We start from the raw sequence: 18853 nt of genomic DNA, 5'->3' as shown, positions 1-18853 counted from the left end.
GCTGGGGCCGGCGCATGGGCCCGGCGGTTCAGTGAGCCTCGACGGTGGAGAGGCGACGCTGGGGCCGGCGCATGGGCCCGGCGGTTCAGTGAGCCTCGACGGTGGAGAGGCGACGCTGGGGCCGGCGCATGGGCCCGGCGGTTCAGTGAGCCTCGATAGGGTCCTTTGCCGGCTGGCTGCCTGGTATCACCCAACTGTTTACCCAGGATCATTAGTGTCGGCGGCATGGCTCTGGCGTCGGGCTCGATTTTTGCTGAGTACACCATCTTGAAACTGGTGGGTGCTGGCGGGATGGGCAAGGTTTACCTTGCGCAGCACCCCCGGCTGCCCCGACGCGAAGCACTGAAGATTCTGCGTCGTTCATTGAGCGCCGACGACGAGTACGAGGAGCGGTTTCGGCGGGAGGCCGAGGCCGCCGCCGTGCTGGTGCACCCCAACATCGTGCGCGTACATGACCGCGGCGAATACCGCGGCCGGCTGTGGCTGTCGATGGACTACATCGACGGTGAGACGCTCAGCGAGCTCATCACCCGCAAGTTCCCGGCCGGGATGCCGGCTCAGATCGTCATCCCGATCGTCGCGAGCATTGCCGACGCCCTGGACTACGCGCACGGGCAAGGTGTGGTGCACCGCGACGTCAAACCCAGCAATATCTTGGTGACCGAAGATGGCGACGACGTGCCAACCGCCGTGCTGGCCGACTTCGGCATCGCCCGGCAACTGAGCGGCCCAACCGGGTTGACCGCGAGCAATCTGGCCATCGGCACCATCGCCTATGCCGCACCCGAACAACTGATGGGTGCCGAAGGCCTGGAACGCGCTGACCAGTACGCCTTGGCGGCGACCACCTTCCAGATGCTGACCGGAGCACCGCCGTATCAGCACGAGAACCCGGTGACGGTGATCAGCCACCACTTGAACACACCGCCGCCGCTGCTCAGCGACCGACGTCCCGAACTGCAGCAATTCGACGATGTGCTCGCCGCGGCGCTGGCCAAAGACCCCGCCGAGCGATTCCGGGACTGCTCGGACTTCGTGGCGGCCCTGGCCGAGCAACTTGCCGATCCCGACTCCGATGACGAGTCCGACTCTGCCGAGACCGTCGTGCGGGGCGTCCCGCGAGCCTTACCGGCGCCTCCGCCGAGCCGGCTGTCGAAACTGGCCCGACCCGCTGTCCTGGTCCCGTTGGGGCTTGCGGTGGTGGGATCGGTGGCTGCCATCGTCCCGCGTCTGCTGGCCGAGGAGCCGGCTGACAGGGCGGCGATCGCCGCCGGTGGCGTACCCGCGGCGGCCGTGGCGCCGCCGCCCAAGGCGCCCGCGTTCGAGGGGACCTACCGCGTGGACGCCAACCGGGCAGGGGAGAAGTACAACGGCGTCCCCAACCCTGAGCCGCCCAACGTGAGCACCTGGTGGGCCGTCAAGTCTTCCTGTGACGCCGCGGCGTGCACGGCGTCGGCGGCGATGCTCGACGCCAAGGACCATCGGAAGACGGTGAAGACGCCGTCGGGTGGCAATGAATTGGCCCTTGAATTCACCGGCGATACCTGGCGCTCGCAGCCGCAGACCGTGCACACGCCGTGTATCGGCGCAGACGGGCACCAGGACAATCAGACGACCACGCAGGTGCTCACCCTGCAGCCGACCATTCCGGGTGTCCTGCACGGCGCGATGGTGGCCACCGTGGAGAGCAACGAGTGCGGCCAGCGCGGAGCCCAGATCTGGGTTCCGGTGGTAGCCAGCCGATTCGGTGATGTTCCGGCGGGGATCAACCCGTCCGTTGAGATGGCCAAGCCGGTCAAGCCGGCCTGATCAGCGGCCGACCGGCCATCGCCTGGTCGGCACATCTGAGGGGCTGAAGCGCCCGGCTTTGGATCACGAAAAAATTTCGACTACGGCATCTTCGCCTCGGCGTTGGCTGACGGCGATCTCCGCAACGCCCTCGGCCTCCCGCTCGCCGTTGACGTGGGAATACTGTCGCTCGCGTTGCTCGGCGCGCTGATCTGACCCGCCCGGCGCCTACCCGGCGCTGGGCGGCCGGTTCATCACCCGGTGTCGGTAGCCGTACCGAGGAACGAACCGGAAACCGGTAGGCCCGCCGTTGGCGGCGGCACTGGCCCCGGGCAGACCAGCCATGCCGGCCAACCCTGCCATTCCGCCGCGCGGCATCACGCCGGTCTCCGCAGCGGCCACCCGGCTGGAAACCAGTGTCGCCGCAGCTTGATTGGCCGAAGTGGGAGCCATCGGCCAGCTCTGCGGCACCGACAACAACCCGACCTGGATGCCCCGGCCCACGGCGACTGACGGTGACGCGGCGCCGAAACCCGGGGTGTAGGAGGCTGCAGTTCCCGCCTTCGCGACCTCGGCCACCTTTGTCAGTTCGGTGAAGAATGCCCTGCTATCCGCCACCGCCTGACCCGATACCTCGTGACCGTTGAGGCCCTGGCCGACCATGTCGATGAGCCGGAAGGGTCCCATGGCCGAGTTGGTGTAGCCGGTGAGCGTCCGGAGCGGAGTGACCAGCTGTTGCAGGAACGCGGTCCACGCCGCCGAGCCGGTGGTCGGTGCGGTACCCGTACCCGCAGCCGGGACCGAAGGTGCCCCAGTGGCCGCACCCGACTGAGCGAGCGACTGCAAGGAGGTCAGCCCCTGCGACGTCGCCTGGGAGGTAGCCTGCGACGCCGCCGAGTTGCTGACGGCCTGGGTGGTCGCGGTGGCCTGCCCCGCTTGCGCACCGGGATTGGTGGTCTGCGGCGGCGAGGTGAACTCCGTCAATTGCGAAGCCGCCGCGGAACCACCTGCGTAGGCATACATGGCGGCGGCGTCTTGGGCCCACATCGCTGCGTAGTGGGCTTCGGTAGCTGCGATAGCCGGGGTGTTCTGGCCGAAGAAGTTGGTGGCGACCAACATCATCAGCTGTGCCCGGTTGGCGAACACCATCTGTGGCGGCACCGTCATCGCGAACGCGGCTTCAAAGGCAGCCGCTGCGGCCTTGGCCTGCATAGCCGCCTGTTCGGCTTGCGCCGCCGTCGTCTTGAACCAGGTGGTGAACGGCAGTGCCGCTGCGGCCATGGCGGTCGCCGACGGCCCGCGCCACGGACCGCTGGTGAGGTCCGCGATAGTCATGTCCATCGCTGCCGCGGTCACGCTCAACTCTTGGGCCAAGACGTCCCAGGCCCCCGCTGCTGCCAACATCGGACCGGAGCCGACTCCCGCATACATCCGCGTGGAATTGACCTCCGGAGGCAGCGCCCCGTAGTCGATCACCAAGTCCCCTCGGTCTATCCGCCGAACGGACGACGTGGCATGACGGTCAACGCGGTTCCGTAGCGCGGACCGCCGAAACCGCGGAAGCCGGCGCCGGCCGCACCCGCGGCCGGGACACCCGGCATTCCAGGCATTCCTGTCGGCGGTGCGATCGGAGCACCGCCGAGGATGCCTCCCGTAGACGGCAGCGCCGCCGCCGCAGCGGGGCCCACCGGAACCCAGGAGCCGCCGGACACCGGGCCCAGCGTGGACGCCGCTGCCAGCGGCGGCACCCAGCTCGCCGGGACCGAGAGGCCGCCGACCGCGCCGGCGGCACCGGAGGCCGCGCTCGCCGCACCGGAGGCCGCGCTCGCGGCACCGGAGGCTGCACTGGCGGCGCCCGTCGATGCTGCCTTCGCGCCGTCGGCAAACAGCTTCTGCAGGCCGAGCACACCGCTGACACCACGCCACACCGCACAGACGTTGTTCGACTGCAGGTTTGCGTTGGTCACCATTTGGGTCATCAACTGGTTGGACAGGTTGTAGTTCGGGTCGTTGAGGACGTCCTGGGCCGGGTGGCCCGTGCTTTCGGCCGAGTTCACCAGGCTCTGCAGGACGCCCGAAGCCTTGGTGGCCTGGGTGGCCGTGGCACTGTCGGCCGCCGAGGCGACCGCGTTGGCGTTCGCGGCGTCACCACCCAGGTTGGTCGGGTTGGGCGGCGCGGTGAACTCGTTGAGCTGCGTGGCAGCGCTGGACTGGGCGTCGTAGCCGAACATCGCCAGCGTGTCCTGGGCCCACATTTCGTTGTGTTCGGTCTCGGTGGCCGCGATCGAGGGGGTGTTCTGCCCGAGGATGTTGGTGGCGACCAGCTGCTGCAGCAGTTCGCGGTTGGCGGTGACCGCAACCGGCGGCACCGTCTGAGCGTGTGCCGTCTCGTAGGCGGCGGCAGCGGCCCGGCCCTGCGCGGCGGCCTGCTCGGCCTGCGCGGCGGTGAGCTCCATCCAGTTGATGTAAGGCGCGGCGGCGGTCGCCATCGACGCCGAGGCCGTCCCGAGCCATTCCTCAGAGGTCAGCTGGCTGATGACCGCCCGGTACTCGGCCGCAACAGATTTCAGTTCAGCGGCCAGCGCACTCCACGCCGACGCTGCGACGACCATGGGCTCCGAGCCAGGCCCGGAGTAGATCATGGTGGAAGTCACCTCAGGCGGCAACGACAAGTAGTTCATCGCGGTGACCTAGCCGGCCGCTGCTGCGTTGGCAGCTTCGGTTGCGGCGTATGCGTTGGCTCCGCTGCTCAGGGCGTTCACGAACATCTCGTGGACGGCCACCGCCTGTGCGCTCACGGCCTGGTAGGCCTGAGCGTGGGCGGCGAACCGGGCGGCGGTCAGCGCGGATACCTCGTCGGAGCCGGCCGGCACCACGCTCGTGGTGGGTGCCGCGGCGGCGGCACTGTGCGCGGCCATCGACGAACCGATGGTTCGCAGGTTGGCGACGGCGGCCAGCAACGCTTCGGGTTGCGTTGTGACGAACGACATTGAAGGCTCCTCGTCGAGGTCTTTACCCTTGCCGCGATCGCCACATTGCGGATCGCGTGCGCCCTTGAGCGCAGACCCGACGCTATGCGATCAGACGCGCGACTCACAGCCACGAAGGAGACTTTCCGGAAACTGTCAGCAGTTGTTCATTGACAGTTGGAAAAGGCACCCGAAACGTTTACTGAGCAGCCCTTCGGCGTCGGTTTGCCTTCATCTGTTGTTCACTTTGTCGACGTCGCGTCAGCTAACAGCCGAAGCGTGGCTTCCCGCCCCGGTGAGCTGGCTGGGTCGGTACCCCGCCGGGCGGATGCCACCGGATTGAGCATCAACTCGTCCACGCCGAACCGGTCGGCCAGCCCCTGCAGTTGCGTGAACGCCTCGGCAGGCGTTCCGAGCACCGCGCGTTCAAGCTCGCCCTGTGCGACGCGGTGTTGCTGCGGCGTCAGGGCCGCCTGCTCGGCGTCTTCGACCAGCTCCAGGCGGCCTGATGGCTGTCCGGTCGCGATCTGCGCTTGCAGCCGCAAATAGGGAAGAATCAAAGCCTTTGCCTCGTCGTGTGTTTCGGCCACCACGGTGTTGACGGTCAGGAACGCGGTCGGCTCGGCGGCAAGCTCGCTCGGGACGAACTGTGACCGGTAGCACGTCAGTGCCTCGTCAGCGTGCTCGCCGAACAGGTGATGGCCGAATACGTAGGGCAGCCCCTGGGCCGCGGCGACTCGAGCCGACTGCATCGAGGAGCCCAGCACGTATACCCGCGGTCTGGTCAGCGCGTGCGGGGTCGACCTCAGGACGTAGCTGCGGTCCGCCAGTTGCACTGACACTCCAGCGGTGCTCAGTAGGGCGATCACGTCGGCGAGATTGTCGGGGAAATCGTCAATGCCGCGATCACCGCGGCCGGTCGCTCCGCGCAATACCGCCGATGTCACCGGATCGGCGCCGGAGGCTCGCCCGATGCCCAGGTCGATACGGCCGGGATGGGCGGCCTCCAGCAGCGCGAACTGCTCGGCGATGGCCAGGGGCGCGTGATTGGGCAACATCACCCCGCCCGAGCCCACACGAATGCGCGAGGTGGCGGCGGCAATCATCGCGGTCAGCACTGGCGGGCTGGTTGCGGCTACCGAGGGAATGTTGTGGTGCTCGGCGACCCAGTAGCGGGTGTAGCCGAGATCGTCGGCGATCTTCGCCAGTCGCATCGTCGCCGCCAGCGCATTCGAAGTGGACTGGTCGGTGCGGACCGGCGTGAGATCGAGGACGGAGAGGCGCACAGCGGCGATCTTGCCATCACGGTGCAGCCGTCGCCGTTCGTACACCGCGCGTTCTGATTTCGTTAACCGGACTCGCGCACAGTTGTGGGCGATGAACAGCAATACCGAGCTCGGCGGCGCGCCGCCGGCAAGCCCTCCCGAACCGTGGGAGATCGGCCGTCCGCAGCCGGTGGTGCAGCAATTGGTGGCGTGCGGAGCGCTGCGCGGGGAAGTTCTCGATCCCGGAACCGGCTCCGGTCACCACGCGATTCACTATGCGGCTCATGGCTATTCGACAACAGGGCTCGACTATTCCCCGGCCGCTATCGCGGTCGCGCAACGGAACGCCGCCCAAGCTGGTGTGACGGTCGACTTCCAGGTGGCTGACGCGGTCAATCTCGTCGGGTTCGATGGCAGGTTCGACACCGTGGTCGACAGCGCGTTCTACCACCTGTTCCAGGACGACGAAGAAACCCAATTGCGCTACGCGCGCAACCTGCACCGGGCGACCAAGCCTCAAGCACGGCTGTTCATGTTCGAGGCCGGACGCCACAACGTGAACGGCTGGCAATTGGACGGGTTGTCGCCCGAGCGTTTCGGTCCGTTGCTCGAATCCGCCGGCTGGCGTATCGACCACATCGGGACCACGACCTATCAAGGAACTTTCGAACCCACCGCCTTCACCGACATGATCGCGGTGATGGAGTCGATGGGCCGCGAGGACCTGCTGGCCGGGGTCCGCGCGCTGGCCGAACGGTTCGCCTACCTGCAGCCGCTGCTCGAAGACAACCTGGTGCACATGCCGTTCTGGGCGGTCACCGCCACCCGGATCGACTAGCTGTCACCATGAAGGCATGTGCGGGCGCTTCGCGATAACCACCGATCCGGCGTTGCTGGCCGCGCGCATCGATGCGATCAACGAGATGCCGGCCGGCGCAGATGCCGGTCCGAACTACAACGTGGCGCCCACCGACGGGATCGCAACGGTGGTCAGCCGGTATGCCGACCCCGGCCTCGCCCCCAAAGAGCCGACCCGCCGGGTCCGGCTGATGCGGTGGGGGCTGGTGCCGCCTTGGACGCGGCCCGGACCGGACGGCGCGCCGGTCGGTGGCGGTCCGCTGCTGATCAACGCCCGCGCCGAGACCATCACGACTACCCCGGCGTACCGCGCATCCGCGCAACGCCGACGCTGCTTGGTGCCGATGGACGGCTACTACGAATGGCGTCCCGAACCCCGGGGGCTGGCCGGGCGCAAGACCCGCAAGACGCCGTTCTACATCCACGGTGACGGCGCGACGCTGTTCGCTGCCGGCCTGTGGTCGATCTGGCGTCCGGACCGGCGACATGCCCCGCTGCTGAGCGCCGCCATCATCACCACCGCGGCCGTAGGAGAACTGGCCGGGATTCACGACCGGATGCCGTTGCTCCTGCCCGAAAACCATTGGGACAGTTGGTTGAACCCGGAAAGACCGATCGACACCGCGCTGCTGTCCCGACCACCGGACGTGAGCAAGATCGCGCTGCATGAGGTCTCGACACTGGTCAACAGCGTGCGCAACAACGGGCCGGAGTTGATCGATGCGGTAGCGCCACAGCCCGAACAGGCCAGGCTGCTCTAAGGGTACTTGCGCACCGGATCGAGTTCGGGCACACCCTGAATTAAAGCATTCGTTCATGTCGGCTTCAGATTGTCGTCGCTGCTATGTCAACTGGCCTGCGCAGAATCCCATGAAGTATCGCGCCACGAAGTATCGCCGCAGCGCGGTCGGAGACGGCTGGTCGCGGAAGGGGAGTCGCATGCTGGATTTCGGGATGTTGCCGCCGGAGGTGACGTCGTCGCAGATGTATACGGGGCCCGGGTCGACGTCCATGGTGACGGCGGCGGCGGCCTGGGACGGTCTTTCCGCGCAGTTGAATTCGTTCGCGGTCGGCTATTCTTCGGCGATCTCGGCCTTGGAGGGCGACGGCTGGTCCGGTTCTGCGGCGAGCGCGATGGCCACGGCGGCCGCCCCCTATATCCAGTGGGCGACCACTTTGGCGGGACAGGCCGAGCAGGTGGCCGGCCAAGCCCGGGCTTCTGCGGCCGCGTTCGAGACGGCGCACGCGGCGGTGGTGCCGCCGGCGATGGTGGCGGCAAACCGCACCCAGCTGACGAACCTGGTCGCGACCAACATCTTCGGTCAGAACACCCCGCAGATCGCGGCGACCGAGGCGCAGTACGCCGGGATGTGGGCGCAGAACGCCCAGACGATGTACGGCTACGCGGGATCGTCCTCGACGACGGCGAAGCTGGTGCCGTTCAGCGAACCGCCGCAGACCACCAACCCCGCCGGCCAATCCGCCCAGGCCGCCACGGCGGCCGCCCAAGCCACCGCGGCGGCGTCGTCGCAGTCGCAGAACTGGCTCACCGAGCTGCTACAGGCCCTCTCGTCGGGATCCACCACCGCCTCGAGTTCAAGTACGACGTCGTTGTTCGGTATCCCGATACCGTCTGATCTGCTGTCGGCCATAGGAACCATAAACACCACAGTCGGGCCGCTGAATACCGTTGCGGCGCTTGCTCGTACCTTCGGCAACCTCGGTACCTTTGCTGTCGCTGGTTTCCGTGTCATGAACGACTTCGCGCTGTACTCGCCCTTGCTTGGGCTGGCCGGCGACGGCTCGTCGGTCGCATTCGGAGGGCTTGGCACCGGGCTGGTCGGATCGACGTCGTCGGCGGCAAGCAATGCGGTGCTCGCCAGCGTAGGCAAAGCAGGTGCGATGGGCTCGTTGTCGGTGCCCCCGGCGTGGGCGCAGGCGGCGCCGGTGGCCACTGCCAGCGAGCAGCCGATGTGGCTGTCGGAGGTCGAGGCATGGTGGGAGGCCGGCGCACCGGCGAATCTGGGTGCCTCGACCATGGCGGAGGTGGCCGCCGCAGCCGCTGCGGGCAGCCTGCTGATGCGCCCGGTCGTGGGCAAGGCCCTGCGGGTTCCGCCCCGGCAATTCAAGATGTCGCGGCCTTCCTCCGGCGGATGATGACCGGCCGGATGCCAGCTCAAACAGTGCTGCGGACTGTTATTCGGAAGCGATCGCATGGGGGTTAGAAGACGGTGATGCTGGACTTTGCGGCGCTGCCGCCCGAAGTCAATTCGGCGAGAATGTACGCCGGTCCCGGTTCGGGGCCGATGATGGCTGCCGCGACGGCCTGGGGCGGGCTTGCCGGACAGTTGGAACTCTTTGCGGCGGGCTATTCCTCGGAGCTGACGACGGTGCAAGGCCAGCTGTGGTCGGGGCCCGCGTCGGATGCGATGTTCACGGCGGCGGCGCCATATGTAGCGTGGGCGAATGCGACGGCCGCGCAGGCCGAGCAGGCTGCCAGCCAGGCTCGTGCGGCGGCGGCCGCTTACGAGGCCGCGTTCGCGATGACGGTTCCCCCATCGGTGGTCGAAGCCAACAGGACGTTGCTCATGGCGCTGATCGCCACCAACTTCTTGGGCCAGAACACCCCGGCGATCGCGGCCACGGAGGCCCACTACGGCGAGATGTGGGCACAGGACGCCGCTGCTATGTACGGCTACGCCGGCTCATCGTTGCCTGCTGTCGCAACGTTGACGCCGTTCAAGGCGCCACCGAAGACCACCAACCCCGCCGGGCAATCTGCGCAGAGCGTGGCCGCAAGTCACGCGGCCAGCAGTGCGGCCACCCAAACGTCGCAATCGGTTGTGACGCACGCTTTGTCGACGGCGTCACCGCCCGCGCACAGTCTGTCGACAAGCCCGACTGCTGCTCCGCCACCGTCAACGTCCGCGTCGGGTTCGTCGGGGTACTTTTACGTCAATAGTTGGCAGACCTTGGAGACTCTCTACAACGATTACTACAAAGCGATTCCCCAGCCCGCCTATAACATATTCGGCGTTACCACCGGCGATGCCACAGGGCTAAGCGGTGGGTTTGGACTATTCGGGTCACATCTCAGCACACCATCGACGACGCCGTTTTTGTTCGGCAAGAGTCCGTTCCCGCCGCTTTTCTCGTCACCTTTTGGCGGTGCGGGGGCAGCCGGTGGTCCTGCGCTTGCCGGCTGGGGCAACGCCGTATCGGTGGGACGATTGTCGGTCCCCCAGAGCTGGTCGGCGACAACAGCTGCAGCGAAAACAGGTTACGTTGCCCAGTCGCCGGAGCCGCAGGTGGCGGCGGGCCAGCCAGCTGTCAAGCTGGCCAGTTCGTCGGCGCCCGCGGCTGAGCAGCTGTCACCACCGTTGGCGCCGATGGGTGGTTCGGAGCGGCGCCACGGCGGCAATGCCGTCTTCCGCATGCAGGAACGCCGTTGGCGTATGCCTCGACCGACGGTCGGCGGATAGCAACAGTTGTGATCGTCCAGCCTGTTTCGGGTGTGGGCGGGTTGGGAAAGGGAACGCGAATGCTGGATTTCGGGCTGTTGCCGCCGGAGGTCACCTCGGCCAGAATCTATTCCGGTCCAGGCGCGGAGCCAACGATGGTGGCTGCGTCGGCTTGGGACGCTCTAGCCGCGGAATTGGATTCATTTGCGCGAGGCTATTCGTCGGTAATCTCCGCATTGCAGGATGAAGCCTGGACGGGTGCTGCGGCGCAGGCGATGGCGGCGGCCGCCGCACCGTATGCGGAGTGGGCGGCAACCACCGCCGGACAAGCCGAGCAGGCGGCCAGCCAGGCTCGGGCGGCGGCAGCCGCATACGAGACCGCACACGCGGCAGTTGTGCCACCGCCGAAGGTGGCCGCCAACCGCACCTTGCTGGCGTACTTGATACAGACCAATATCCTGGGTCACAACACGCCGCAAATCGGGGCCACGGAGGCCGCCTACGACGCGATGTGGGTGCAAGATGCCAGCGCGATGCACGGCTATGCAGCGTCGGCGTCTTCGGCGACCAAATTGACGCTGTTCGCTGCGCCGCCGCAGACCACCAACCAGGCCGCAGCACCCGCGGCGTCCGCAACGGCGACGGGGTCGCAATCCAGCCTGTCACAGTTTCTTTCGCAATTTATTCAGACAGTGTCACAATTCCTTTCGGGATCGAATCCGGGCCCGCCGAACTTCGCCAACGGAATACCGATACCCCAATCGCTCCTTACGGACTATTCGGCTATGGGCAGTATTTTCAACGGCTTTGACAACTTTGGTGCGGTGTGGATTCGTAACGTCGCTACCGTTGCTGAATACATCGTTGTTATGACGAAACTCTTCACCGACGGCGTACTTTATTCGCCGGCGACCGGGCTGGCCGGGGCGACCGCGCCAGCTGTCGGCGCGGCGGTGTCGCCAACGGTCCTGGCTGCAGCCGATGCGGGGGCAGGCGCTAACAGGGCGGTGCTGGCCAGTGTGGGTGAGGCGCGCGCGGTCGGGCAGTTGTCGGCACCCTCGAATTGGGCGAATGCGACCCCGGCTGCCGCTGCGACCGATCGGTACCTGTCGTCGTGGGGGACTCAGGGGTCGTGGGATGCGGCTCCGAAGATGCAGGTGGCCGGGACCGGCCCGGCGGCGATGATGGGACCGATGTCCGGGGCGGCCGGCGCTGCTGCGGCGCGCAAAATAACGCGTCCCAGTGTCAGCGCCGTCTTGCAGGTCACGCCTCCCCGCTACGAGATGCCCCGCCCTTCATCCGGCGGATAGCTGGTACTGGGCGCCGCACGGTCGGGCTTGGGTGGCATGGCTACTTTTGCGTGCATGACGCCGACCTCAACCCGGCCCGCCGCGTACTGGCCGTGGCCAGCGCCTGGCGCCACTGAGGTGTTGCATACGTGGGCAGGCGACGCTTGACTGTGATCCGCGCCAGCGCCAGATCACGCCGAGCACAAGGCATCCCACAGATGCGTCATCCGCGTCGAGCCAGCCACGCGCTACCCGCCCAGCATGTTGCCGACCCAGGCGGCTAGGTCGCGGAACTCGGACGAGGACTCAGAAATCCGAGGTATTGGGGCAGTACAACGCCCGTGCGACCGCCACGAAGTGGGCGCTCTGCAGAAGAGGCAAATTGAGGGGGGAGTTCTTCACCCCGTCTACGGCCTCGCGGATCGGGTGGCCACTCTCGATGTACTCGCAGGCTTCTCGGGCGATGCCAATCACGTGGGCGTTGTTCGGGTGCTCGATCTTGAGCCCATCGAGGGCTCGAATGAAGGTGTCGTCGGTCGCGCCTGTGACATACACATACGGATCACCCGGTTCGGCGTGCGCTGGCGTTGGTATACCGACCACGGCTGCCGCACAGGCTGAAGTCACCAGCAGCTTCCGCGCACTGGAGTTGAGGAAGTCGCGTCGGCGGAGCCGTCTCTCGCACGACGATGTCGCCAGGGGAAATTCCAACTCAGTCACTTCGCGTCTCCTCATTCTGCTCACGCCGTTGACGCCTGAACGGGAATGCGATTGATACCCTTGAGGTTGCAACAGCCTCTCGGTTCTGGCCGTCTAACGACACAACAGACACTAGATGCTTTCAACCGGACTCGTATAGGCCCAGATACCAAGCTTCCCAACTGTTTTCAGCTCTGTTCACCTTCGGTACTGGACGTTCATCCGGCGTTCATCATCTCGCAATGTGGCAGCTGTTCCTCGGGCTCACGCCAGCCATTCAACGGGGTTGCTGTCGCAGATCCGGCTCGATCCCACCTGCTTTGGCGGCGAAACCAGGTAGCGATCTGAGCTGGTGGTCTGGGGGCGCCTGTCGGCCTTGGCCATACGGAGGCAACTGAACTGTCGCGTCTGGTTCTATGCCGGCCTCGAAGGTGGCGCGTTCGTTCAGGAAAAATTCATGTCGCCGCCGCTATTTCGGAGGCCTCCGGTTAACCGGAAGCCGCGAATATTTCAAAAGTCTTTTCATCGGAAGTGGGAAACCGCATGTCATTTGTTACCACCCAGCCGGAAGCGTTGTCGGCGGCGGCAACCAGTCTGCAGGGCATCGGTTCGGCGTTGAGTGCCCAAAATATAGCCGCAGCGGCCCCGACGACCAGTGTGGTGCCTGCCGCAGCGGATGCGGTGTCGGCGTTGACGGCCGCGCAGTTTGCCGCGCACGCCCGGATGTATCAGGCGGTCAGCGCCCAGGCGACGGCAATCCACGAGCAGTTCGTGGCGACCATGAACGCAAGCGCCGGCTCGTATCTGGTCACCGAGGCCGGTAACGCCGCGTCGGCCGGATAGGTCGCCATGCATAGTGCCACGGCACGTTTCATGCAAAAAGAGACGCTGCGATGCCTACTCGCTTTCTGAGCGACCCGGAAGCGATGCGCCTCATGGCGGAGCGTTTCGACGTGCATGCCCAGGCGGTAGGAGACGAGGCACGCCGGATGTGGGCGTCCTACCAGACCATGGGCCAGACGCAGACCCAGATGCAGACGGCGTTTCGCAATATCGTCACCATGCTTCACGGGGTGCGCGACGAGATGGTCCGCGACGCAGTCAAATACGAATACCAAGATGCCGCCTCACAACACACTTTGAGCACTTGAGGAGAACCGGGATGTCGATCCACTATCAGTTCGGTGACGTGGATGCCCACGGCGCGCTGATTCGCACCCAGGCCGCCGCGCTGGAGGCCGAGCACGAGGCGATCGTGCACGACGTGCTGGCTGCCGGGGACTTCTGGGGCGGCGCCGGCTCGACCGCCTGCCAGGAGTTCATCACCGAACTTGGGCGCAACTTCGCCGTCATCTACGAGCACGCCAACACCCACGGTCAGAAGGTGCAGACCGCCGGCAACAACATGGCGGGCACTGACACTTCCGTCGGCTCCAGCTGGGCCTGACGATCCCCGTGTGGCTGCACGCTCCCGAATGCGGAGCGTGCAGCCACGCTGCTTGGGCGCTCTAACGTCCGACCAGGCTGTGCTTCTCCAACGCGTACTCCTCGTCGGTGAGAATCCCGGCGTTGCGCAGTTCGGCCAGCTCACGCAGCTCGATGTCGGCGCCCATCAGCAGGCCGAACGCCGAGGACGCGGGGACCTCCGGCAGCTCGTTGGGCCGTGGTACCGGCGGCGGGGCGACGGTACCGGCAGTCGGGAGGCGGTGTCCCCGAGTGGCGCCGGCTCCGGCCCGTCCGGCCACGCCGGCTGCGGCCATCCCCGCCGCGGGGATCATCGTCTCACCGGCGGCCACAGCCGGAACGGCCGATGTGGCGGCGGCGGTACCGACGGACGCCAGCGACATGCCGATCTGCGGAGCCACCGCCGCCTCCGCGGCCGACGCCCAGGCCAGCGGCACCGACAGCCCGCTGATCGAGGTTGCCGAGGCGAAGTTGGCCGAGACCGGCAGCGCACCGGCCATGGCGGCCCGCAGCAATTCCTGGCCCACCTCGGCGGCGCCCATCGCGTCGAACAGGAACGTGCCGAGTGCGTCGATGCCGAACGTGCCCATCGAGTCGACAACCAGCTCGACGCCGGCCATGCCGACTTCCATCGCGGGTTCGCTGATCAAGAGCGCGTCGGCGCCGATGGCCTCGGCCACGGCCGACGAGGACTCCAGCGCATGGGTGACGGTGGTGATGACGCCCTCGCCGTGGCCCTCCGCGGTGGTGGCGGCCGCCTGCATGACCGCCGCTGACTGGGCCGACGCAGCCGCGGAGTTGGTGGTGCGCGGTGGCTGCCTGAACGGGCTCAGCCTGCCGGCGGTGGCGGCACCGGCGGCGTAGCCGTACATGGCGGTGGCGTCCTGGGCCCACATCTCGTAATAGTGGGCTTCGGTGGCCGCGATCGCGGGAGTGTTCTGGCCCAGGAAGTTGGTCGCCACCAGAGTCATCAGCAGGCTGCGGTTGGCGGCGATGACCGGTGGCGGCACGGTCATGGCGAAAGCGGTCTCGTAGGCGGCGGTGGCGGCACGTGCGGCGATAGCGGTCTCCTCGGCCTGGATCGCGGCGGTGTGCAGCCATTGGGCGTACGGCGCTGCGGCGGCGCCCATGGCCCGCGCACTGGGGCCTGCCCAGCCGGAGCCCAGTTCGGTGAGCACCGAGGTGTAGGCGAGGCCCGCGCTGTGCAGCTCGGCGCCCAGCGCATCCCAGGACGACGCTGCGGCCAGCAAGGGGCCGGCGCCTGCGCCGGAATACATCCGGCCGGAGTTCACCTCCGGTGGCAACAATGCGAAATCCATGGGTGCTACCGGCCGAGGAGGCGCTGCTTTTCCCGGGTGAACTCTTCTTCGGTGAGGATCCCGGCATCACGCAGATCGGCCAGTTCCCGCAGCTCACCGGAGATCCGCGTGATCGGTCCGTTCAACGGCCGTACCGGCGGCTGCTCCGGCTTCTCGGCTTGGTCGCGCTGTTTGACCAGGGCGCGCGGTGTCCGTTTGGGGGTGGTTTTCGGGTTCGCGGTGGCCGCCGCGCGGCCCCGCCCTACGCCCGCGGTGGCCCGACCGGCCAGCCCGGCGGCGCCGATGGCGGCCAGCGGCAATGCGGAGGCGCCCGCCGAGGCGGCAGGGAGTGCAGCTTGCGTGGCAGTCGGCAACGCGCCGCCGACCTGCTGGATCACGGTGGTCGTCGGCGCCGCCGTGGCCCAGGCCTGTGGCACCGACAGCCCGCTGAGCGTGGCCGCTTCACCCAGTTCGGCGCTCACCGGAGTGATCGCGCTGGCCAGGGCCATCTCCGGCAACAGTTCGCTCTCGATCTCGCCGACACCGATCAGGTCGATCCCGAAGGTGCCGGCCGCGTCTACGCCGAAGGTACCGGCCGAGTCGATGACGAAGGTCCCGAACAGGCTGGAGCCCAACGCCAAGTAGGAGGCCGCCAGCCCGGGCTCCATTGCCGCCGCCGACCCGATCGAACCGGTTAGCGTCGCATTCGATCCCGCCGCCGCCGAGCCCGGCGCGCTGAGGCCCTGTAGGGCCTGGGTGATCGCGGAAACCGCGGTATCGGAGTGACTGCCCGCCGCGGTGGCGGTGGCCTGTCCGACCGCACCGGCCTGATTCGCCGTCCCGGTGGGATTGGTGGTGCGCGGGGGCTGGGTAAACGGGACCAGCCTGGTGGCGGCGGCGGAACTGGTGGCGTAGCCGTACATGGCGGCGGCGTCCTGGGCCCACATTTCGTAGTACTGGGCGTCGGTGGCCGCTATGGCGGCGGTGTTCTGACCCAGATAGTTGGAGGCAAGCAGCGACATCATCTGAGTGCGGTTGGCGGTGACCGCCGGGGGAGGCACGGTCATGGCGAACGCCGCGTCGTAGGCGGCGGCGGCGGTCCGGGCCGACGAAGCGGTGTGTTCGGCCTGGGCGGCGGTGGCATGCATCCACTGGGCGTATGGTGCCGCAGCGGCGGCCATCGCTGCTGCGCTGGGCCCGCCCCAGCCGGCGGACAGCTCGTCGATCACCGAGTCGTACGCCACACCCACGCTGTTCAGTTCGGCGGCCAGCGAGCCCCAGGCGGCAGCAGCGGTCAGCAAGGGCTGTGCGCCTGCCCCCGAGTACATCCGGCTCGAGTTGACCTCTGGGGGCAGCATCGCGAAATCCATTGTCAGACAATCCTGTTGGTAGTAGGCGTCATGGTGCCTCCTGAATTTCCCGGTTCGCGCCGTTGCGAGGGGTTGCCGGGCGCACTCGGTCACTGTGACCGTAGACAGTCAACTTGAAGTGAACCTGAAGAACGCGGCGGCCGGCGTACGCCGCGCCGGTCGGCTCTCCCCATCGTGGCGTGACGGTGTTATCAATGGACCATGGCCGATTCCCGGTCCGCCGACCGTCGCGGCGGTACTCCCTTCAGCGTGGGAACGCCGCGGGTTCTGGTTGTCGAGGACTCCGAGACCATTCGAGAGATGGTCAGCGAGGCCCTGGCCGACGCCGGCTACCTCACCGACACCCAGCCCGATGGCCACGGCCTGGAGGAGGTGCTGGACGGATTCCGGCCGGATCTGGTGGTCCTCGACGTCATGTTGCCGGGACGCGACGGCTTCGCGCTGATGGACGTGATCCTGCGCTGGGGCGAGGTAGGGGTGGTGCTGCTCACCGCGCGCGACGGCTTACCCGACCGGTTGCGCGGTCTGGACGGCGGCGCCGACGACTACGTGGTCAAGCCGTTCGAGCTGGCCGAACTGGTGTCGCGGGTCGGTGCGGTGCTGCGCCGGCGTGGCCGGTTGCCGGCGGCCGTGCAGTTCGGCGATCTGATGGTCGATGTCGACGCCGGAGTGGCCTCCCGCTCGGGCACCCCGCTGGGTTTGACCGCCACCGAGCTGCGCGTGCTGGTCTACCTCGTCGAACAACGCGGCCGCATTGTCAGCAGCGCCCAGATCCTCAACGCGGTGTGGGGTTATGAGGCTTACGACCCCAACCTGGTGCAGGTCCACATCAGCGGGTTGAGGCAGAAGCTCGAGGCGCACGGACCACGGATCCTGCATACCGTGCGGGGAATCGGTTACCGGCTGGAACTTTCGGGCTCATGACCGCCACCCCCTCGCTGCGGCGCCGGCTGACGGTGATGGTGCTGGCGCTGCTGGTCATGCTGATGCTGGCGATGGGGCTGGTGATCAATGCCACCCTGACTGCGCTGGCAACGCGCAGCGTGCACGAACGACTGGCAGCGGCGACCGCGCGCGCGGATTCATTAGTAGCACTGGGCATCTCGGCTGAACAGATGTCGGAACAACTCAACGGCGGCATCATCGCCGCACTGGTGGTCACCGCCGACGGCACCAGCTACGGTGACCCCGCGATCGAGCCCGATGCAACCACCGGATCGAAGATTCCGGCCCCGCCGCTGGAGCCCGACGACACCGCAACAGTCTTGGTGCATCCCTTCGCCAACGGCGACCGGGTGATCCTGGTCGCCGACACCACGGAGTCCGACGAGACGTTGCGCAGATTGCGGCGCTTGATGATCGAGGCCGGTCTGGGAACCTTGCTGCTGGCATCGACCTTGCTGGCCGGGGCAAGCCGTGCGCTGCTCGCGCCGCTGGACCGGCTCACTGATCTCGCCCGTGACATCACCACCGGGGATCGGGGCCGGCGACTGCGCCCCGACCGTCCCAAGACCGAACTGGGCCGGGCGGCAGAAGCTTTCGACGACATGCTCGACGAGTTGGAGGACTCTGAGAAGCGGGCGCAGCGCGCCGCGCAGGGGGCGCAGCGAGCGGAAGCGGCGGTACGGCGTTTTCTCGCCGACGCTGCCCATGAACTGCGCACCCCGATAGCGGGAATGCAGGCCGCCGCGGAGCAGATCGCGGGAAACGTCAGCGTGCATGTCGGCCAGTCCAGCACCGAGGACGCCATCGAGCCCGAGGTTCTTCGCCAGCATCGTCGCGCCAGCCTGCTGCTGACCGAAGCGCGGCGGGCCACCCGGCTGGTCACCGACATGCTGGACCTTAGCTATATCGATGCCGGATTGCCTTTGGAGCTCAAAGACATCGATCTGATCAGCATCATTGATACTCAACTGGATCGGGCGGCGCTGCTTGCTCCGCAACTACAGATCGGGCGTACGGGACTGGACTCGGCGACCGCCCGGGTCGACCCCACGCGAGTCGCCCAGATTCTGTCCAACCTGCTCGACAACGCGCGTCGCTACACCCCCCCTGGTGGGCAGATCAACGTCGATGTCAGCAAAGACAGCGGTGGTGTCGCGGTGGTCGTCACCGACACCGGCATCGGCGTGCGTGCCGAGGACGCCGAACGGATCTTCGATCGGCTGGTGCGCCTGGACAGCGCCCGCGGCCGCGACCACGGCGGCGCGGGACTGGGATTGCCGATAGCCCGGGCGCTGGCCGTGGCGCACGGTGGGACGCTGACGTGCGTTCCCCACGATGGGGGCGCCCGGTTCAGGCTGGTCATCCCGGGGCGGCCCAGCGAGCCGTCGCCGCCCGGCGTCCCGCCGGGGGTCGCGCCGCGGGGCGTCGGCTAGCTGTTGCGGGTCAT

The 18853-nt window shown here is 67.3% G+C and carries 18 protein-coding genes; 11 read left to right on the top strand and 7 right to left on the bottom strand.

Annotation, left to right across the window (positions count from 1 at the left end):
• The first annotated feature begins 225 nt into the window (after positions 1 to 225).
• The gene (locus NM962_02190; GenBank protein UVO12992.1) at positions 226 to 1809 is read left to right on the top strand and encodes a serine/threonine protein kinase; all 1584 of its coding nucleotides are present in this window, start codon (positions 226 to 228) and stop codon (positions 1807 to 1809) included.
• Between the two features lie 207 nt (positions 1810 to 2016).
• Here the strand turns inward: NM962_02190 and NM962_02185 are convergent, their stop codons facing one another.
• The 4 genes from NM962_02185 to NM962_02170 all read right to left on the bottom strand — a co-directional run bounded on the left by NM962_02185 (position 2017) and on the right by NM962_02170 (position 6043).
• The gene (locus tag NM962_02185; GenBank protein ID UVO14510.1) at positions 2017 to 3261 is read right to left on the bottom strand and encodes a PPE family protein; all 1245 of its coding nucleotides are present in this window, start codon (positions 3259 to 3261) and stop codon (positions 2017 to 2019) included.
• Positions 3262 to 3278: 17 nt separating this feature from the next.
• The gene (locus tag NM962_02180) at positions 3279 to 4469 is read right to left on the bottom strand and encodes a PPE family protein (protein ID UVO12991.1); all 1191 of its coding nucleotides are present in this window, start codon (positions 4467 to 4469) and stop codon (positions 3279 to 3281) included.
• 9 nt (positions 4470 to 4478) lie between these two features.
• On the bottom strand, positions 4479 to 4778 hold the full coding sequence (locus NM962_02175) for a PE family protein (protein ID UVO12990.1): 300 nt from the start codon (positions 4776 to 4778) through the stop codon (positions 4479 to 4481).
• Between the two features lie 221 nt (positions 4779 to 4999).
• On the bottom strand, positions 5000 to 6043 hold the full coding sequence (locus tag NM962_02170; protein ID UVO14509.1) for an LLM class flavin-dependent oxidoreductase: 1044 nt from the start codon (positions 6041 to 6043) through the stop codon (positions 5000 to 5002).
• A 91-nt stretch (positions 6044 to 6134) separates the two neighbouring features.
• On the opposite strand from NM962_02170, the gene NM962_02165 reads away from it, so the two are divergent.
• The 5 genes from NM962_02165 to NM962_02145 all read left to right on the top strand — a co-directional run bounded on the left by NM962_02165 (position 6135) and on the right by NM962_02145 (position 11651).
• Positions 6135 to 6860, top strand: coding sequence for a class I SAM-dependent methyltransferase (locus NM962_02165; protein ID UVO12989.1), 726 nt, complete (start codon positions 6135 to 6137; stop codon positions 6858 to 6860).
• A gap of 16 nt (positions 6861 to 6876) precedes the next feature.
• Positions 6877 to 7641 (top strand): SOS response-associated peptidase, encoded by a 765-nt coding sequence (locus NM962_02160; GenBank protein UVO12988.1) that lies wholly within the window; start codon positions 6877 to 6879, stop codon positions 7639 to 7641.
• 178 nt (positions 7642 to 7819) lie between these two features.
• Complete coding sequence (locus tag NM962_02155) at positions 7820 to 9037, top strand: PPE family protein (protein ID UVO12987.1); 1218 nt, start codon at positions 7820 to 7822, stop codon at positions 9035 to 9037.
• Between the two features lie 80 nt (positions 9038 to 9117).
• On the top strand, positions 9118 to 10362 hold the full coding sequence (locus tag NM962_02150) for a PPE family protein (protein UVO14508.1): 1245 nt from the start codon (positions 9118 to 9120) through the stop codon (positions 10360 to 10362).
• Between the two features lie 134 nt (positions 10363 to 10496).
• Positions 10497 to 11651 carry a PPE family protein gene (locus NM962_02145; GenBank protein UVO12986.1) on the top strand — a complete coding sequence of 385 codons (1155 nt, stop codon included), beginning with the start codon at positions 10497 to 10499 and terminating at the stop codon, positions 11649 to 11651.
• Between the two features lie 285 nt (positions 11652 to 11936).
• On the opposite strand, the gene NM962_02140 is transcribed toward NM962_02145, so the two are convergent.
• A complete protein-coding gene (locus tag NM962_02140; protein ID UVO12985.1) occupies positions 11937 to 12350 on the bottom strand; it encodes a DUF732 domain-containing protein in 414 nt (137 codons plus the stop codon).
• Positions 12351 to 12872: 522 nt separating this feature from the next.
• On the opposite strand from NM962_02140, the gene NM962_02135 reads away from it, so the two are divergent.
• The 3 genes from NM962_02135 to NM962_02125 are packed head-to-tail and all read left to right on the top strand — an operon-like array spanning position 12873 to position 13776.
• Positions 12873 to 13172 (top strand): PE family protein, encoded by a 300-nt coding sequence (locus tag NM962_02135; protein UVO12984.1) that lies wholly within the window; start codon positions 12873 to 12875, stop codon positions 13170 to 13172.
• A gap of 50 nt (positions 13173 to 13222) precedes the next feature.
• Complete coding sequence (locus NM962_02130; GenBank protein UVO12983.1) at positions 13223 to 13480, top strand: WXG100 family type VII secretion target; 258 nt, start codon at positions 13223 to 13225, stop codon at positions 13478 to 13480.
• 11 nt (positions 13481 to 13491) lie between these two features.
• Positions 13492 to 13776, top strand: a complete 285-nt coding sequence (locus NM962_02125) for a WXG100 family type VII secretion target (GenBank protein UVO12982.1) — start codon at positions 13492 to 13494, stop codon at positions 13774 to 13776.
• Between the two features lie 61 nt (positions 13777 to 13837).
• Here the strand turns inward: NM962_02125 and NM962_02120 are convergent, their stop codons facing one another.
• Together NM962_02120 and NM962_02115 are read right to left on the bottom strand one after the other, a co-directional pair.
• Positions 13838 to 15112 carry a PPE domain-containing protein gene (locus NM962_02120; GenBank protein ID UVO12981.1) on the bottom strand — a complete coding sequence of 425 codons (1275 nt, stop codon included), beginning with the start codon at positions 15110 to 15112 and terminating at the stop codon, positions 13838 to 13840.
• Positions 15113 to 15117: 5 nt separating this feature from the next.
• On the bottom strand, positions 15118 to 16461 hold the full coding sequence (locus tag NM962_02115; protein UVO12980.1) for a PPE domain-containing protein: 1344 nt from the start codon (positions 16459 to 16461) through the stop codon (positions 15118 to 15120).
• 201 nt (positions 16462 to 16662) lie between these two features.
• Here NM962_02115 and NM962_02110 point away from each other — a divergent pair, with 201 nt between their 5' ends.
• Together NM962_02110 and NM962_02105 are read left to right on the top strand one after the other, a co-directional pair.
• Positions 16663 to 17385, top strand: coding sequence for a response regulator transcription factor (locus tag NM962_02110; GenBank protein UVO12979.1), 723 nt, complete (start codon positions 16663 to 16665; stop codon positions 17383 to 17385).
• Positions 17382 to 18839, top strand: a complete 1458-nt coding sequence (locus NM962_02105; protein ID UVO12978.1) for a HAMP domain-containing histidine kinase — start codon at positions 17382 to 17384, stop codon at positions 18837 to 18839. The genes NM962_02110 and NM962_02105 overlap by 4 nt, the downstream gene beginning before the upstream one ends.
• Positions 18840 to 18853: the final 14 nt, after the last annotated feature.

The sequence above is a fragment of the Mycobacterium sp. SVM_VP21 genome (assembly GCA_024758765.1).
GTDB classification, from domain to species: domain Bacteria; phylum Actinomycetota; class Actinomycetes; order Mycobacteriales; family Mycobacteriaceae; genus Mycobacterium; species Mycobacterium heraklionense_C.
This window is presented reverse-complemented; position numbering and strand designations above follow the sequence as displayed.

Coding starts and splice junctions, on each gene's coding strand:
- NM962_02160 (UVO12988.1), top strand. CDS start 6,877: ATGTGCGGGCGCTTCGCGATAACCACCGATCCGGCGTTGCTGGCCGCG.
- NM962_02145 (UVO12986.1), top strand. CDS start 10,497: ATGGTGGCTGCGTCGGCTTGGGACGCTCTAGCCGCGGAATTGGATTCA.
- NM962_02125 (UVO12982.1), top strand. CDS start 13,492: ATGTCGATCCACTATCAGTTCGGTGACGTGGATGCCCACGGCGCGCTG.
- NM962_02190 (UVO12992.1), top strand. CDS start 226: ATGGCTCTGGCGTCGGGCTCGATTTTTGCTGAGTACACCATCTTGAAA.
- NM962_02165 (UVO12989.1), top strand. CDS start 6,135: ATGAACAGCAATACCGAGCTCGGCGGCGCGCCGCCGGCAAGCCCTCCC.
- NM962_02110 (UVO12979.1), top strand. CDS start 16,663: ATGGCCGATTCCCGGTCCGCCGACCGTCGCGGCGGTACTCCCTTCAGC.
- NM962_02180 (UVO12991.1), bottom strand. CDS start 4,469: ATGAACTACTTGTCGTTGCCGCCTGAGGTGACTTCCACCATGATCTAC.
- NM962_02135 (UVO12984.1), top strand. CDS start 12,873: ATGTCATTTGTTACCACCCAGCCGGAAGCGTTGTCGGCGGCGGCAACC.
- NM962_02175 (UVO12990.1), bottom strand. CDS start 4,778: ATGTCGTTCGTCACAACGCAACCCGAAGCGTTGCTGGCCGCCGTCGCC.
- NM962_02155 (UVO12987.1), top strand. CDS start 7,820: ATGCTGGATTTCGGGATGTTGCCGCCGGAGGTGACGTCGTCGCAGATG.
- NM962_02130 (UVO12983.1), top strand. CDS start 13,223: ATGCCTACTCGCTTTCTGAGCGACCCGGAAGCGATGCGCCTCATGGCG.
- NM962_02120 (UVO12981.1), bottom strand. CDS start 15,112: ATGGATTTCGCATTGTTGCCACCGGAGGTGAACTCCGGCCGGATGTAT.
- NM962_02115 (UVO12980.1), bottom strand. CDS start 16,461: ATGGATTTCGCGATGCTGCCCCCAGAGGTCAACTCGAGCCGGATGTAC.
- NM962_02105 (UVO12978.1), top strand. CDS start 17,382: ATGACCGCCACCCCCTCGCTGCGGCGCCGGCTGACGGTGATGGTGCTG.